8 protein-coding genes are annotated in these 15,875 nt (G+C 74.1%); 3 read left to right on the top strand and 5 right to left on the bottom strand.

Translation table 11 applies throughout. The features are described 5' to 3' along the window. Positions 1-361: 361 nt before the first annotated feature. On the bottom strand, positions 362-913 hold the full coding sequence (locus ACFV9T_RS38130; RefSeq protein WP_385447265.1) for a MarR family winged helix-turn-helix transcriptional regulator: 552 nt from the start codon (positions 911-913) through the stop codon (positions 362-364). Between the two features lie 146 nt (positions 914-1,059). Here ACFV9T_RS38130 and ACFV9T_RS38125 point away from each other — a divergent pair, with 146 nt between their 5' ends. Next, the gene (locus tag ACFV9T_RS38125; protein WP_385447272.1) at positions 1,060-2,364 is read left to right on the top strand and encodes an MFS transporter; all 1,305 of its coding nucleotides are present in this window, start codon (positions 1,060-1,062) and stop codon (positions 2,362-2,364) included. Positions 2,365-2,410: 46 nt separating this feature from the next. Here the strand turns inward: ACFV9T_RS38125 and ACFV9T_RS38120 are convergent, their stop codons facing one another. Together ACFV9T_RS38120 and ACFV9T_RS38115 are read right to left on the bottom strand one after the other, a co-directional pair. After that, on the bottom strand, positions 2,411-4,369 hold the full coding sequence (locus tag ACFV9T_RS38120) for a SpoIIE family protein phosphatase (protein ID WP_385447263.1): 1,959 nt from the start codon (positions 4,367-4,369) through the stop codon (positions 2,411-2,413). Between the two features lie 246 nt (positions 4,370-4,615). Continuing rightward, positions 4,616-5,986 carry an NAD(P)/FAD-dependent oxidoreductase gene (locus ACFV9T_RS38115; protein ID WP_385447261.1) on the bottom strand — a complete coding sequence of 457 codons (1,371 nt, stop codon included), beginning with the start codon at positions 5,984-5,986 and terminating at the stop codon, positions 4,616-4,618. A 306-nt stretch (positions 5,987-6,292) separates the two neighbouring features. On the opposite strand from ACFV9T_RS38115, the gene ACFV9T_RS38110 reads away from it, so the two are divergent. Next, positions 6,293-7,090, top strand: coding sequence for a TetR/AcrR family transcriptional regulator (locus tag ACFV9T_RS38110; RefSeq protein ID WP_385447259.1), 798 nt, complete (start codon positions 6,293-6,295; stop codon positions 7,088-7,090). 241 nt (positions 7,091-7,331) lie between these two features. Here the strand turns inward: ACFV9T_RS38110 and ACFV9T_RS38105 are convergent, their stop codons facing one another. Further along, complete coding sequence (locus tag ACFV9T_RS38105) at positions 7,332-11,114, bottom strand: BTAD domain-containing putative transcriptional regulator (RefSeq protein ID WP_385447257.1); 3,783 nt, start codon at positions 11,112-11,114, stop codon at positions 7,332-7,334. Positions 11,115-11,383: 269 nt separating this feature from the next. Next, on the bottom strand, positions 11,384-13,471 hold the full coding sequence (locus tag ACFV9T_RS38100; RefSeq protein WP_385447255.1) for an asparagine synthase-related protein: 2,088 nt from the start codon (positions 13,469-13,471) through the stop codon (positions 11,384-11,386). A gap of 872 nt (positions 13,472-14,343) precedes the next feature. On the opposite strand from ACFV9T_RS38100, the gene ACFV9T_RS38095 reads away from it, so the two are divergent. Continuing rightward, on the top strand, positions 14,344-15,819 hold the full coding sequence (locus tag ACFV9T_RS38095; protein ID WP_385447253.1) for an MFS transporter: 1,476 nt from the start codon (positions 14,344-14,346) through the stop codon (positions 15,817-15,819). Positions 15,820-15,875 lie beyond the last annotated feature (56 nt).

Here is a 15,875-nt window from a genome sequence, read left to right as displayed (position 1 = left end):
CCGGGCTTTCCTTCCGGGCCTTTCAGCCTTTCGGCTTTCCGGCCTTTCGTGTTTCCAACCTTACCAGATCCGTTTTCCGTTCCGTTTCCGGTCCGTATTCCGTTTCCGGCCCCCTGTTGGAGCGGGGTGTTTCGCGCCTTCCGGCGTGTCCACCACTTTAGCGGATTCCCCCGGCAGCTCATAATCGAGCTTTTCGTTCCGGATTTCGGCATGCCGAAGTCGTTCCCGATTGGGGGTCGTGCTGAGTGGTTTGCCGCCGGTGCGGCTCGAGTGCGTACCTGCGAACCGTTAAGGCTCTGTGGCAGCTCGGGGAACATTACGGATCGGTCTGATCGGTGTCAACCCGTGTCGGCCGAATGCCTCAACCGAGGTCGTTCAGCCGCCCGTCGGCGTCCGGTTGGGTCTCCTCCACCCGGCGCAGGACGCGGGCGAGCATCTCGCCGAGGGCGCCGCGCTCCTTGGCGGACAGGTCCTGGAGCAGGTCTTCCTCGAAGACGGACGCCCGGCGCATCGCCTCCAGCCACTTCTCCCGCCCGCCGGTCGTCAGCTCGACGATGACGCGCACGCGGTTGTTCTCATCACGCTCCCGGGTGACGAGCCCTTCGTTCACCAGGCGGTCGATGCGGTGGGTCATGGCGGCGGGGGTGAGGCCGAGCCGCTTGGCCAGTTCGCCGGGGCCCAGCTGGTACGGGGAGCCGGACAGGACGAGGGCCTTCAGGACCTCGAACTCGACGTTGCTGATGCCGAGGGTCGAGGACTGCCTGCTGTAGGCGACGTTCATCCGCCGGGTCAGCCTGCTCAGGGCGTTCACGACCTGCTCGACCTGCGGGTCGAGGTCCTGGAACTCGCGCTGGTAGGCCGCGATCTGCTCCTCAAGGGTCAGCAGGTCGTCCGGGTCGGGGGTCTCAGCCATGTGCGGAGTATGGCACGGAAGTCGTTCGCGTCGAACTTCTTCGCCGTGTACTCTTAAGCGTCGAAGTTTAGCTTCGAAGTCTTCAGGGTTCGACTCTGCGGACTTCTTCGTCCCCTGTACGACCTTCTCGACCTAGGTAGGTGAGTGTGACCACCGCGATGGGCGCAGCGCTGCGCCGGATCCAACTGGGCAACGCGCTGAGCGCGTTCGGCAACGGCTTCACGGTCCCGTTCCTGTTCGTCTATGTGGCGCAGGTGCGGGATCTCGGTGCGCATACGGCGGGCCTGGTGCTCGCGATGTTCGCGGTGGCCGCGCTTGTCGTGCTCCCCTTCACCGGTCGGGTGATCGACCGGCGGGGGCCGCTGTCCGTTGCCGTCGCGGGCGCGGTCGCCTCCGCCGCGGGGTCGCTGGGGCTCGGGCTGGCGGCGGGCGAGCCGCTGGTGCTCGCCGCGGCCGGGGTGCTCGGTGCGGGGATGGCGGTGATCCAGCCCGCGCTGGCCACGCTGATCGTGTGGTGCTCGACGCCCACGACCCGGTCGCGCGCCTTCGCGATGCAGTTCTTCCTCAGCAATCTGGGGCTGGGCGTCGGCGGTCTGCTCGGCGGGCTGCTGGTGGACACCTCGTCCCCGGACAGCTTTGTGCGGCTCTTCGCGATCGACGCGGTGATGTTCCTGGTGCTGGGTGCCGCGGTGGCGACCGTACGGCTGCCGAAGGGGCCGGTGCTCGACGGCGCGGTGCCGACCGACGCGTCCGCCGGTGGGACCGGCGGCTGGCGGACCCTGCTGGCGCACCGGGCCATGGTGCAGCTGTGTGTGCTGGGCTTCGTGCTGTTCTTCGCCTGCTACGGGCAGTTCGAGTCCGGGCTGTCGGCGTTCGCCGTGGACGTCGCCCATGTGTCGCCCGCGATGCTGGGCGTGGCGCTGGCGGCGAATACGGCGGCGATCGTGCTGGCGCAGTTCGTGGTGCTCAAGCTGGTCGAGCGGCGGCGGCGCAGCCGGGTGATCGCGCTGGTCGGGCTGGTGTGGACGGTCGCGTGGGTGGTGGCCGGGGGCGCCGGTCTGGTGCCGGGCAGCCAGGTCATGGGCACGGCCGCGATCATCTCGGCGTACGCGCTCTTCGGTCTCGGTGAGGCATTGCTGTCGCCGACCGTCGCGCCGCTGGTGGCCGATCTGGCGCCGTCATCCCTGCTGGGGCAGTACAACGCGGCGTTCTCCCTGGTGAAGCAGTTGGCGCTGGCGGTCGGCCCGGCGTTCGGCGGGCTGATGGCGGGGGCCGGTCTGTACGGGGCGTACATCGCGGTGCTGGTCGTCTGCTCGCTGGGCATATCGGTGCTCGCGCTGCGGCTGGGCGGGCGGCTGTCGGCGTGGCAGGACAATCCGCTGCGCGGGGCGGCGCCCTCGGTGCCCGCGCCGCGTACGGAGTCGTCAGCTCCGGTGACCACGGCGGTCTGACGGCCGCCGCGCTCATCCCGCTTCCCGCCCTCCTCGCCGGACGTCCTTATGGTTCACCGGCGGGGAGGGCGAATTCGCACCACACCGCCTTTCCGCCGCCCGGTGTGCGGCGTGAGCCCCACGAGGAGGCGATGGTCGCGACGATCGAGATGCCGCGCCCGGCCTCGTCGACCGGTTCGGCCCGGCGGCGGCGGGGCAGATGGTCGTCGCCGTCGGTCACCTCGATGATCAGGCGCCGGTCGGTGCGGCGCAGCCGCAGCCGCATCGGGGGCGTGCCGTGCTGGAGGGAGTTGGCGACCAGCTCGCTGGCGGCGAGGACGCCCAGGTCGCGCAGTTCCATGGGGAAGCGCCAGCTGGCGAGGACTCCGGAGGCGAACGCCCGGGCGCGCGGCGCCGCTTCCACCCCGCCGAGGAGTTCGAGGGCGGCGTTGTGGAACAGCTCCGCGTCATGGCCGCTGCGGGCGGGGTGCTGGAGGACCAGGACGGCGACGTCGTCGTCGTGCGCGGCGGTGATGCCGAGCGCCCGGATGAGGCGGTCGCACATCACCTGGGGGGTGCCGGTCGCGCCCGCGAAGACGCGCTCCAGGGCGGCGACGCCGTCGTAGATGTCCTTGTCGCGCCGCTCCACCAGCCCGTCCGTGTACAGGACGGCGCTGGCGCCGGGGCCGAGCGGGACGGAGCCGGAGGTGTGCAGCCAGCCGCCGGTGCCCAGCGGCGGGCCGGTGGGTTCGGCGGCGCGGCGCACGGTGCCGTCCGGGTCGCGGACCAGGATCGGCAGATGGCCCGCGGAGGCGTAGACGAGGCGGCTCTCGTTGGGGTCGTGGACCGCGTAGACGCAGGTGGCGATCTGGTTGGCGTCGATCTCGGCGGCCAGCCCGTCGAGGAGCTGGAGCACCTCGTGCGGGGGCAGGTCGAGGCGGGCGTAGGCGCGGACGGCGGTGCGCAGCTGGCCCATGACGGCGGCGGCGCGGACGCCGCGCCCCATCACGTCCCCGATGACGAGGGCGGTGCGGCCCGCGCCGAGGGTGATGACGTCGTACCAGTCGCCGCCGACCGCCGCGTCCTTGCCGCCGGGCTGGTAGGTGACGGCGACCCGCAGGTCGTCGGGTTGTTCCAGCTCCTGCGGGAGGAGGCTGCGCTGGAGGGTGACGGCGGTCTCGCGCTGCAGCCGCTCGCTGGCGCGCAGCCGCTCGGCGGACTCGACCTGGTCGGTGACGTCGGCGCCGAAGACGAGGACGCCGCGGACCGGTTCGGCGGCGACCTCGGGGGCCGCCGTCACCGTGGCGGTCACGGTGGCCTGCGCGGCCGTGCCGGGGAGCGCCTGGTCGGGGAGCACCGCCGTGTCGGGGAGCGCCTGGTCGGGGACGGTTCCGTCGTGGGCGGGCACGGGGGCTGGGCCCGGGGCCGGGGCGGCCATCTCGATGGGCGAGCAGGTGAAGGTGTAGTACCCGTGCCGCGAGCGGCCGGAGGCCGTGGCCGCCGACTCGGGCTCGGCTTCGGTGTCCGGCGTCGTCGGCCCGGGCACCGGGGCCTCGGGCGCCGCGGGGACGCGCCGCGCCTTGACCGTACGCGGCGTGCCGCTGCGCAGGACCTGGTCCATCAGCGGCAGCAGGCCCAGCTCACGCAGCTCGGGCAGGGCCTGGCCCGCGGGGACGCCACGGGTCCGGTCGCCGAACAGGTCGGCGTAGGCGTCGTTGACGTAGGCGATGCGGTGCTCGGGGCCGTACACCACCGCGACCAGGGCCGGGACCTGGCCGAGGACGTCGTGGACGGACAGCCCGTCGAGGGTCGGGACGGCGGCGGGCGGCGGGCCGCCCGGGGCGGTGCCGGGCGCTCCCGGCAGCGGTGGCTCGCCGACGGCGGAGGGGTCGGTGCGCTCGCCGCGGGCGGCCGGGACGGAGCCGCCGCCCGGGGCGGGCTGCGGACGCCGCGCGGCGCGGTCGGACCGCGCGGCGCTGCGTCGCTGCGTTCGGGGGAGCCGGGCGCTCCAGCGCGTGAAGTTCACTGCGGGTTACCTCGTGGGGTGGTGGCTGAGCAGCGCGCCGGCGCGGGATCGGGGAGAGGGATGCGGGTGCGGGGGACGGCCCCCGGGGGAATGCAGCAAACTTCCGAATCCTCGCGATTGTCACTCTTTGCAGATACGAGCCCACCCATGGTCACACGTCCAGTGTGGCCGACCGGACTGACATCCGTGAGACGCCGTTCGTGGGAGGGGAGTTCCCGGCTCCGCCCCGTCGGGGTCAACTGGCGGTCAACTGGCTTCGGGATGGCGTCCGGTGTCGGCGGCGAGTTTGAACTCCGCGCGGGGGTTCTCCAGCGATCCGAGCGAGACGATCTCGCGCTTGAACAGGCCGGACAGGATCCATTCGGCCAGCACCCGCGCCTTGCGGTTGAAGGTCGGCACCCGGCTGAGGTGGTAGACGCGGTGCATGAACCACGCCGGATAGCCCTTCACCTTGCGGCCGTACAGATGTGCGACACCCCGGTGGAGGCCGAGGGAGGCCACGGAACCGGCGTACTTGTGCTCGTAGTCGGTGAGCGGACGGCCGTCGAGCGAGGCGAGCAGGTTCTCGGCGAGGACCTTCGCCTGGCGGACGGCGTGCTGCGCGTTGGGGGCGCAGACGGCGCCGGGCTCGGCCGCCGTACGGTCCGGCACGGACGCCGCGTCCCCGGCGGCCCAGGCGTGCTCCACTCCGTCCACCTGCAGCGCCGCGGTGCAGGTGAGGCGGCCGCGGGCGTTCAGCGGGAGGTCGGTGGAGGCGAGGATGGGCGACGGTTTGACGCCCGCGGTCCACACGAGGGTGCGGGTGGGGAAGCGTGAGCCGTCACTCAGTACGGCGACCCGGTCCTGGCAGGAGTCGAGGCGGGTTTCCAGCCGTACGTCGATGTTGCGGCCGCGCAGTTCCCGGACGGCGTACGTGCCCATCTCCTCGCCGACCTCGGGGAGGATCCGGTTGGTGGCCTCGACGAGGATCCACTTCAGGTCCTCGGGCGCGATGTTGTGGTAGTAGCGGACGGCGTACCGGGCCATGTCCTCCAGCTCGCCGAGAGCCTCGACGCCCGCGTACCCGCCGCCGACGAACACGAAGGTCAGCGCGGAGTCGCGGACGTCGGGGTCGCGGGTGGAGGACGCGATGTCGAGCTGTTCGAGGACGTGGTTGCGCAGCCCGATGGCCTCTTCGACGGTCTTGAAGCCGATGCCGGTCTCGGCGAGGCCGGGGACCGGGAGGGTGCGGGAGACGGATCCGGGCGCCAGCACCAGCTCGTCGTAGTGGACCTCGATCGAACCGGTGCCCTCCTCCTCGGTGGCGAGCGTTCTGATGGTCGCGGTGCGTTTGCCGTGATGGATCGCGGTCGCCTCGCCGATGATGACCTGGCAGTCGCCGAGGACCCGGCGCAGCGGCACCACGACGTGGCGGGGCGAGATCGACCCGGCCGCGGCCTCCGGCAGGAACGGCTGGTAGGTCATGTACGGCTCGGGATCGACCACGATGACCTGTACGGCGCCGTGCCTCAGCTCCCGCCTGAGCTTCCGCTGGAGGCGCAGCGCGGTGTACATCCCGACGTAGCCGCCGCCGACAACGAGAATGCGCGCTGGTTCCTTCACCCTCCCATGAGGCATCCGCGACCGCGGTTTGTCCACAGCCCCGACGAATTGTGTGACCGGAGGTCCGGAGGCGCCCCCGGGCCGGGGAGCGGTGCGGCGCGGGGTATACGCGCAGGTCAGGGCGTGGCCACGGGGGGCGGGACGGTCCGGGAGGCGGGGTAGGGTGGCCTGGTGGTCCGGTTGGGGGACGGTCTGTCCCGACCTACCCTCTTCATTCTTGACCTGGGCTCAACTATGTTCGTACTTCGTCGGGGTTGTGACTGCCCCGGCTGACAGGGCGGGGAGTCTCCGGGGGGAGACGTCATTACCGGGGGATCACTTATGCACCTTCAGGGTTCGTCATGGTCCGCAGCCGTCGCGTCCTCGGACGGAACGGGCGGCCGGAGCACTCCGCTGCGCGTGGACGCGCAGCGCAATCTGGAACATGTCCTGCGTGCGGCGCGCGAAGTCTTCGGTGAGCTGGGGTACGGGGCTCCGATGGAGGACGTGGCGCGGCGGGCGCGGGTCGGGGTGGGCACCGTCTACCGGCGGTTCCCCAGCAAGGACGTGCTCGTCCGCCGCATAGCGGAGGAGGAGACGGCCAGGCTGACCGATCAGGCACGGGCGGCGCTGGGGCAGGAGAACGAGCCGTGGTCCGCGCTGGCCCGGTTCCTGCGCACCTCGGTGGCGTCCGGCGCGGGCCGGTTGCTGCCGCCGCAGGTGCTGCGGGTCGGGGTCGACGCGGAGACGGAGATCCGGGTTCCGCAGCAGCGGCAGGTGGCGGCGTTATCCGCCCCGGCACCGGCGGGTGCGGTGTCCGCACCGGCGGGTGCCGTGCAGACAGCGGCGGTGCCGTCGGCCGGTGCGGCGCAGCCGGAGTTGCGGCTGGTCGAAGAGCCGGGCATGGAGCAGGACGAGCCGGACGACGCGGGCGCGGCGATCCTGCTGCAGGTCGTCGGGCAGCTGGTCGAGCGGGCACGGGCCGCGGGTGAGCTGCGCCCGGATGTGACGGTCGCCGATGTGCTGCTGGTGATCGCCACGGCCGCGCCGTCGCTGCCGGACGCGGCGCAGCAGGCCGCGGCGTCGGCCCGGCTGCTGGACATCCTGCTGGACGGGCTGCGGTCGCGGCCGGTGGGGTGACCGGGGGGGGAGCCACCTTCTGAGCGCTCAGCACTTCCTGATCGCTCAGCGCCTTCTGATCGATCCGTTCGCCGGGTGCGTTCCGCCCGGCGAACGGCGGTCGGGGCGGGGTTCGCTCGTTCGTTTCGGGTGCGCGTCGGGCGTCTTCCCCGTATGGGTGACCGTATGCCGCCCTGTTTTCCGGGGCGGTCAGCTTTCCGGGGGCGGTCAGCTTCCGGGGCGGTCAGCTTTCCGGGGGCGGTCAGCTTCCGGGGCGGTCAGCTTTCCGGGGGCGGTCAGCTTCCGGGGCGGTCAGGACCTCGTCGAGCAGCGCTATGGCCTCGTCGACGGTCAGGCCTGTGGCCTCGTCGCGTAGCTTCCCGGCCACAGCCGCGCCCAGCGCCGCACCCGCCCGATCCTCGGTCACTCCGGTCTCCGCGAGCGCCAGCGGGGTACGCGGCAGCCGCCCGCGCCAGCCGTCGGCCGCGCCCAGCAGCCGGACGGCCTGCCGTTCGTGTCCGTGCCGCACCAGGATGTACGCGGCGGAGTCCGCCTGCTGGGCGAGCAGCGCCTCCGTACAGCCCACCTCGACGCCCAGGCGCAGCGTGTCGCGCAGCGTGCGCAGCCCGCCCCACGGGTCGCCCTCCTCGGCGCTGACCCGCCCCTCCAGCTCCTGCACCACGACCCAGAACTGCGGCGGCGGAGTCGCCTTCGCCGCCTGCCGCCGCGCGTCCTCGACGTACGCCCGCGCCTCGGCCGGATCGCCGCCCAGCAGCTCGATGTTGCCGCGCATCAGGCGGTTGAAGGCCCGGACATCCACGGCGCCCCAGCGCTCGGCCTCCTGCTCGGAGTGGTCCAGCAGCTTCGCCGCGCCCTCGGGGTCCCCGGCGTTGAGGGCGAGGTCGGCCATCCGGGTGATGAGGAACGGCACCTCGGTGTGCGCGCCGATCTCCCGGGCCAGCCGCTGCGCCTCCTCGTAGGCGGCGCCCGCCTCGGTGAGCCGCCCGCGCATCGTCGCCATCTCGCCCCCGGCGCTCTGCACCTGGGCGAGCATCCAGCGGTCGCCGACGCGGGTGCTCAGCTCGCGCAGCTCGGCGTAGTCGGCCTCGGCGCGCTCGATACCGCTCGACGTGTCGATGGCGAGGTGCGCGCGGAACATGAGCGCGACGCCGAGCGCCCAGTCGTCGCCGTGCTCGCGGCAGTTGGCCACCGTCGCGTCCATCAGCGGGATCATCGCGGTGTGGCCGTCGAGGAGGTATCCGGCGAACGGCCACAGCACGCCGGGGAAGCGGGCGCTGCGCGGGCCCGGATGGCTGCCGTAGACGTCGCGCGTGCGCTGGGCTATCAACCGCGTCTCGGGGTCCTTCACGTCCGGGCCGCGGCCGGTGTCGGCGAGCAGGAAGAACCGCAGCAGCCTCAGATCCATGCGGTGCCAGTAGCGGGTGGCGGCGGGGTCGATCCCGTCGGCGCCGTCCGGGGCGGGAGGCGGCATGTCCACGGCTGGGCGGTCCCGCTTGTCCTCTCGTTCGTCGGCCGGGTCGTCTCGTTCGTCGGCCGGGTCGTGGTCGAGGGTCAGGGCCCGGTGGGCCCAGGCGGCGCCCTCGTCGCGGTAGTTGCGCAGCCACCAGAACCAGCCCATCGCGAGGATGATCGCGAACGAGGTGCCCTCGTCGCGGGCGGTGAGGGAGCGGTGCAGGGCGGCCCGGATGTTGTCGAGGTCGGTCTCGACGCGGCGCAGCCAGGGCAGCTGTTCGGCGGAGCGCAGCCGGGGCTCGGCGGCGCGGACGAAGTCCCGGAAGTGGGCGATGTGCCGGGCCGAGGCGGCGGCGTGGTCGGCCCGGGCGGCGGGGTCCTCGGCGGCCCGCTCTCCGACGTACTCGTGGATCGTCTCCAGCATGCGGTAGCGGGCCTCGCCCATCGGCCCGCCCGGCGGGTGATCGACGGCCAGGAGGGACTTGTCGGCCAGCGCCCCGAGCAGGTCGAGCACCTCAGGGGGCGCGATGGGGGCGGCGGAGTGTGCGGGGGTGTGCGCGGGGGCGTACGCATCGGCGCGTATGGCCGCACGCTCCGGCGCGTCCGCGCGGAATGCTTCCGCGGCGTCCGCGCAGACCGCCTCCGCCGCGGCCAGGCTCCATCCGCCCGCGAAGACCGACGCCCGGCGCAGCACGGTGCGTTCCCGTTCGTCCAGCAGGTCCCAGGACCAGTCGACCACCGCCCGCAGGGTCTGCTGGCGCGGCAGGGCGGTCCTGCTGCCGTTGGTCAGCAGGTGGAACCGGTCGTCCAGGCGGTCGGCGATCTGCCTCGGGGTCAGCAGCCGCAGCCGGGCCGCGGCCAGCTCGATCGCCAGCGGCAGTCCGTCCAGGCGGCGGCAGATCTCCGCGACCGCCGCCGCCGTGTCCGGGTCCCCGGCCGGGTCGAATCCGGGCCGTACGGTCGCGGCGCGCTCGGCGAACAGCTGGTGGGCGGGGGCGGGCGGCAGCGGCTCCACGGGCCGTACGGTCTCGCCGGGCACGCCCAGCGGCTCCCGGCTGGTGGCCAGGACGGTCACGCCAGGGCAGTGCGCCAGCAGCGCCTCGGTGAGCCGGGCGGCGGGGTCGATGACGTGCTCGCAGTTGTCGAGCAGGAGCAGCAGGCGGCGGTCGGCGCAGTACTCGACCAGGCGGGTCGCCGGGTCGACGACGTCCGCCCCGCCGGTCGTCCGGCCGTCGAGTCCGGAGGCGAGCAGTGTCGTCTCGCGGCGGCCGACGGCGCTCAGGACGGCGCCGGGTACGGCGGAGGCCTCGTCCAGCGAGGCGAGTTCGACCACCCAGACGCCGTCCGGGTAGGCGGCCGTCACGGTCGCGGCGGTCTCCTCGGACAGCCGGGTCTTGCCGGAACCGCCCGGTCCGGTCAGCGTGACCAGCCGGGAGCCGTCCAGGTCCCGGCAGATGGCGCCGATCTCGCTCTGGCGGCCGACGAAGCTGGTGAGGCGGGCCCGGAGGTTGCCGGGCGGAGCCGGGGGCGGGACCGGGCGCGGCTCCCGGCCGGGGGCGCGGTCCCGGCCGGGGGCGCGGTCCCGGGTGCGATCCGCGGCGCGGTAGCGGTCCTGTCCCGAGTCGCCGTCGCGGTCCGAGTCGCGGTCGCCGTCGCGGTCCGGCCCCGGGTCGCCGTCGCGGTCCGGGCGGCGGTGCCGGTCGCCGTCCGGGGCGCGGTCACGGTCGGCGTAGCGGTACCGGGCGCCGTCCGGGCGGCGGCCCCGGTCGCCGTCCGCGGCGCGCCCGACAGTCGGTGGCCCCGGCGGTGGCATGGCGCCCGTAGGCGGCGGCTCGCCCGCCAGCAGCTGCCGGTGCAGTTCCCGCAGCTCCGTGCCGGGGTCGGTGCCGAGCCGGTCGGCGAGGAGCGCGCGGACGTCCTCGTACGCGGCGAGGGCGTCGGCCGAGTGCCCGGCGGCCCGCAGCGCGCGGATCAGCTGAGCGTGGAACGTTTCGTCAAGCGGATGGTCGGCGACCAGCTCGCGCAGCTCCGGAACGACGTCCGCCGGGCGGCCGCGGGCGAGGTCGGCGTCGATGCGGCGGTGCAGCGCCGCCAGCCGCCGCGCCTCGGCCCGGGCGGCGGACGCGTCCCGCTCCGGCAGGTCGGCGAGCGCCGGGCCGCGCCACAGCGCGAGCGCCCGCCGGAGCGTGGTGGCGGCCGTGTGGGGATCACCGGCGTCGAGGGCGCGCATGCCGTCGTCGGCCAGCCGCTCGAAGCGCAGCAGATCGACGTCGTCCTGGGGCGCGGCGGTCGCGAGACGGTAGCCGCCGGGCGAGGAGACCACGGCCTCCCGCCCGATCGCCCGCCGCAACCGGCCCACCAGCGCCTGGAGCGCGGCGGGCGCGTCGTGCGGCGGGTCGGTGGCCCACACCTCGTCGATGAGGACGTCGACGGGGATGGGCCCGGGCCGTGCGGCACGCAGGGCGAGCGCGGCGAGCAGCGCACGGATCCGGGGCCCGCCGAGGGACAGCGGGTTCCCGTGTTCGTCGCGTGCTTCGGTCGTGCCGAGGATGAGATACCGCACGGCGGTCATTCTCCTGGGTTTGCCGCGGAAGGGGACACTCCATCACGAGCGGGTCGCACAGCCGTGACGCGGTCGCCCGCCAGGCGCCGCACGCCGCGGCCCGCTCGGGCTGACGGCCCGACGCCACCGTAATCCCGACGACACGGCGACGCACCGCCATATCGACCACCCCGGACCGGGCGCCCCCGCCTCGGCCGGGCGGTCCCCCGGCCGCCGGGCAACGCGCCCGCAGCGCGAGGTGTCAGGTACGCGGTGCGGGGCGGCGGACGTCCGGGGCGTCAGAGCGAGGGGCGGGGGACCACTCCGCCCGCTACCGCGCGTTGGCGGGGGGCCGCTGTGCCGGTCCAGCAGGTGCCTCGGCGGGAGAGGAGGCGGCGTAGCCAGACCTCGGTGGAGACCAGTTCGGCCAGGCCGTCCAAGGGCAGGCGTTCGCCCTCGGAGGCCGCGCGCAGCGCCTTGCGGACGACGCGGGCCTCGATGAGTCCGGCGTCGGCCAGCAGGGGGGCATCGAAGAGGCCGACGAGATCGCCGAGCCAGGTGCGCAGGCCCGCGCGTACGGAGGCGGAGTGGGCGGCGTGGGAGGTGGCGCCCCAGCCGGTGGGGAGGTCGCGGATGCCCGCGCCCGCCAGGACCGTACGCAGGACGGAGGCGCGCGCTCCGGGCTGGACGCGCAGGGCTTCGGGGAGCGCGCGGCAGGCGCGTACGACCTGGTTGTCGAGGAAGGGGGCGTGCAGGCGCTGGCTGCGCACCTCCGCCGCCTGCTCGAAGACGCGGTGGTCGGCGGCGTACCGGGCGAGGGCGGCGTCGGCGCGGCGTTCGCCGGGGCGGCGCAGGAGGGCGGGGCGCAGCGCCGCCTCTTCGAGCCGTACGGACACCTCGGCGAGGGCTTCCCCGGTGAGCCAGCGGGCGGCCGGGCCGGGGCGGCACCAGGCGAGCGAGGCGAGGGAAGCGGAGACGGCGCCCGCGGCGACACCCGCGCCGTCGTCGGTGAAGCGGCGCTCCAGGAGGCGCGCGGCGGCTTCCTGCACGCCGTCCCGGTAGGAGGTGCGGGCCAGCCGCCGGGCGGCGCGGTAGACGGTGAAGGGGACGAAGAAGGAGTGGGCGTTGGGCCCGTCGGCCTTGGCGAGGGCGGTGGCCGGGCGCAGCAGGTGGCGTCTGCGGCGGTCGAGCAGCAGGTCGGCGAGGCGGGCCGGGTGGGCGTCGAGCACCTGGCGGGCACCGTGGCCGACGAAGTGGTCGGCGCTGCCCGCGGCGAGGCGGCGGCGGTGGCGTTCGGCGATGACGAGGGAGGGGCCGGGCTCGTCGGTGAGGGCGCCGGTGTCGAGGGCGGCGTACGGGAGGGCCTCTTCGCCCCCGGCGACGACCACGTGGTGCAGCCGGGGGTTGGCGGCGATGGCGCCCGCGCGCTCCAGTTCGGCCTCGCGGCTGCGGGCGCCGCCGGTGGTGACGAGGTCGTTGAAGGTGACGGCGAGGAGGCGTTCACCGGCCTCGGTGCCGTGGCCGAGGAGGGTACCGGGCATGCCGGGGAGCCCGGCGGCGAGCAGGGCGAGCGTGGCGGAGGCGCTGCCTCCGGACAGGTCGGCGCCGATGCCGGGGGCCGGGGCGCCACGGGCGGCGCGGCGTTCGGCGGGGCCCATGCCGGGGACGGGCCCGGGGTCGAGGTCGTCGGCGGCGGGGGCGTGGCGGGGTGCGGTGAGGCGGGCGCGTACGGCTTCGAGCAGGGCGTCCCGTACGCCCTCCACGGCCTTGTCCTGGTCGAGCGGGGGCGCGGCGACGGCGAGCGAGGCGGTGGGTTCGTAGCCGGTGATGTCGCGGGCGCCGTCGCGCAGGACGAGCGCGTGTCCGGGCGGCACCCGTCTGACGCCCATGTACGGCGTGCCGTCGCCGACGGCTTCCGGGGAGTCGGGGCAGGCGAGCAGCGCGCCGAGGTGGCTGACGTCGAGCTGGGCCTCGATGAGGTCGGCGAGCGGGAGCGCGGCGGTGGCATACGCGGTGCCGCCGGACCAGTCGGTGTGGAAGACGGGCCGGGCCCCGGCCAGGTCACCGGCGATGGTGATGCGGCGGCCGACCTGGGCGACGGCCGTGTAGCTGCCGGGCCAGGCGGTGAGGTGGCGCAGGGCGCCGCCGCGGGCGGCGAACAGGCCGACCCGCAACTCCTCGTCGGTGGCGCCGCAGCAGCCGAAGACGGCGAGCCGGGTGAAGGGGTCGGCCTGGACGACGCGCACCTCGTCGGGCCGCCAGTCGCCGACCGCCCACAGCGGATCGGGGTCGGACCACAGGAGCTGGGCACCGACCGGCTGGATCGCACGGCCTTCCGGGGGGACCGGGCCGGATGCGGTACTGCTCCACCCCACCAACCACCGCATCGCCGCCTCCACAGGCTGTGGGCATCCAGGGCAACCAAGAAGTAGGTGCCATCATGCACAGCTTGTTGACGGTTTCGACATCGAACCGGACAACTACGTGGATCTCTTGGATGTCCCTTGACTGCGTATGACTGCAGATGGCCGCGGGAATTCCAGGAGTTGATCACGGTCATGACGCACCGTTCCGCCGTGGCCCATGCTGCCACGACTGGGGCGCACAACAGCGCAAGGACGCCGACGCGTGTACGAGGCAGCCGCCACGGCGTGGCCAGCGGGCAGCTCCACGGCGTACGGCGAGGGCGACGCCACTCCACTCACGGGCGACGCCAACCCACCCACGGGCGACGCCAACCCGCTGACGAGGGAAGGGGCTTCCCGCGCCGGGCCTCCCCCTCCCCGGCCCGCCGCGGGAGCCCGGCTCTGGCAGGCGATATCCGGCCAAGTTCGCCGTGGCGCGCTCGGTGGTCTTGCGGATGACCCGCCATCATCCGGACCGCCGCGCGCCGTTCGCCGTCGCTCGCCTCCACACCTTCCCAACACGACAGTCCGGGAGGCGGCTTCCGCCTCCCGGACCGTTCCGCCACCCGCGGGGAATGAGGCGGCGGCGTCCCCCAGCCCACTGGATCCAGTACAGCGGGCCGACCCACGCAGGTCCCATCGAAACGTTCTCGCCGGGACTGAGACAGAGCGCACACACGGGCGCACAGCCACACACACCGGGAGCACGCGTCACGCCCCGCACGCCCGTTCGTACAAGAATCTCGCCATCCGGGACACCACCTCTTAACGGTCGGGATGCGGCGAACTACGCTGGGTTTACGAATGCCCCGCGCCCATGCCGGGGCGGCCGTCGGTGCTGTCGAGGGGTGCGCATGTCCAGGGAGCCACGCGGGCCGAACGAGAAGCTCGGCACCGTTCTCGCCCTCGCTGGGATCAGCAATGCCGGGCTCGCGCGCAGAGTCAACGACCTCGGCGCCCAGCGTGGCCTGACTCTTCGCTACGACAAGACGTCCGTTGCGCGCTGGGTGTCCAAGGGCATGGTGCCCCAGGGCGCCGCGCCCCATCTGATTGCGGCCGCTATCGGGAGCAAACTCGGCCGCCCCGTCCCACTCCATGAGATCGGGCTCGCCGACGCCGATCCGGCCCCCGAGGTCGGGCTCGCGTTCCCGCGCGACATCGGCCAGGCAGTCCGCTCCGCGACCGAGCTGTACCGGCTTGATCTCGCGGGTCGGCGCGGCGGGGTGGGTATCTGGCAGAGCCTGGCCGGATCCTTCGCGGTCAGCGCGTACGCCACCCCCGCCTCCCGCTGGCTCATATCCCCGGCCGACACGTCGGTCGCCCGCGGCCCTGAGGACGCCGAGGAGGCGGACGGCGCGGCGGGCGCGGGCGGTGCGGGCGGAGCGGGCGGCAGCGGTGCCGACGCCTTACCGCAGCGCGTCGGCCACAGCGACGTCACCAAGCTGCGCGAGGCCGCCGAGGACGCGCGCCGCTGGGACTCCAAGTACGGCGGCGGCGACTGGCGTTCCTCCATGGTCCCCGAATGCCTGCGGGTCGACGCGGCGCCGCTGCTGCTCGGCTCGTACAGCGACGAGGTCGGCCGCTCCCTCTTCGGCGCCACCGCCGAACTGACTCGGCTGGCCGGGTGGATGGCCTTCGACACCGGCCAGCAGGAGGCCGCCCAGCGGTACTACATCCAGGCGCTGCGGCTCGCCCGCGCCGCCGCCGACGTCCCGCTCGGCGGCTACGTCCTGGCGTCGATGAGCCTGCAGGCCACCTACCGCGGCTTCGCCGACGAGGGCGTGGACCTCGCCCAGGCCGCCCTGGAGCGCAACCGCGGCCTGGCCACCGCCCGCACCATGAGCTTCTTCCGGCTGGTCGAGGCGCGCGCCCAGGCCAAGTCCGGGGACGGCCCGGCCTGCGGGGCGGCGCTGAAGTCCTCCGAGGGCTGGCTGGAGCGGTCCCGGGCGGGCGACCCCGACCCGTCCTGGCTCGACTTCTACAGCCACGAGCGGTTCGCGGCCGACGCCGCCGAGTGCTACCGCGACCTGCGGCTGCCGCGCCAGGTGCGGCGCTTCACCGAGCAGGCGCTGGCCCGGCCGACGGAGGAGTTCGTACGGTCCCACGGGCTGCGGCTCGTCGTCTCCGCCGTGGCCGAACTGGAGTCCGGCAACCTGGACGCGGCGTGCGCGGCGGGCGCCCGGGCCGTGGAGGTCGCCAACCGCATCTCTTCCGCGCGTACCACGGAGTACGTACGCGATCTGATGCACCGGCTGGAGGCGTACCGGGACGAGCCGCGGGTGGCGGAGCTGCGGGAGCGGGCCCGTCCGCTGCTGGTGACACCGGCGTGAGGGGCTCTCCGTGGTGACGGCGGCGGCGTCTGCGGTGAGCATCGGCGGCATCTGCG

Source organism: Streptomyces sp. NPDC059850 (genome assembly GCF_042731515.1).
Lineage (GTDB): Bacteria > Actinomycetota > Actinomycetes > Streptomycetales > Streptomycetaceae > Streptomyces.
Note: the sequence above shows the minus strand (reverse complement) of the source record. Positions and strands in the feature narration are given on the sequence as shown.

Excerpts from the sequence above, each read along its gene's own strand:
- ACFV9T_RS38115 (WP_385447261.1), bottom strand. The coding sequence starts at position 5,986 with ATGCCTCATGGGAGGGTGAAGGAACCAGCGCGCATTCTCGTTGTCGGC.
- ACFV9T_RS38095 (WP_385447253.1), top strand. The coding sequence starts at position 14,344 with ATGTCCAGGGAGCCACGCGGGCCGAACGAGAAGCTCGGCACCGTTCTC.
- ACFV9T_RS38110 (WP_385447259.1), top strand. The coding sequence starts at position 6,293 with ATGCACCTTCAGGGTTCGTCATGGTCCGCAGCCGTCGCGTCCTCGGAC.
- ACFV9T_RS38130 (WP_385447265.1), bottom strand. The coding sequence starts at position 913 with ATGGCTGAGACCCCCGACCCGGACGACCTGCTGACCCTTGAGGAGCAG.
- ACFV9T_RS38100 (WP_385447255.1), bottom strand. The coding sequence starts at position 13,471 with ATGCGGTGGTTGGTGGGGTGGAGCAGTACCGCATCCGGCCCGGTCCCC.
- ACFV9T_RS38105 (WP_385447257.1), bottom strand. The coding sequence starts at position 11,114 with ATGACCGCCGTGCGGTATCTCATCCTCGGCACGACCGAAGCACGCGAC.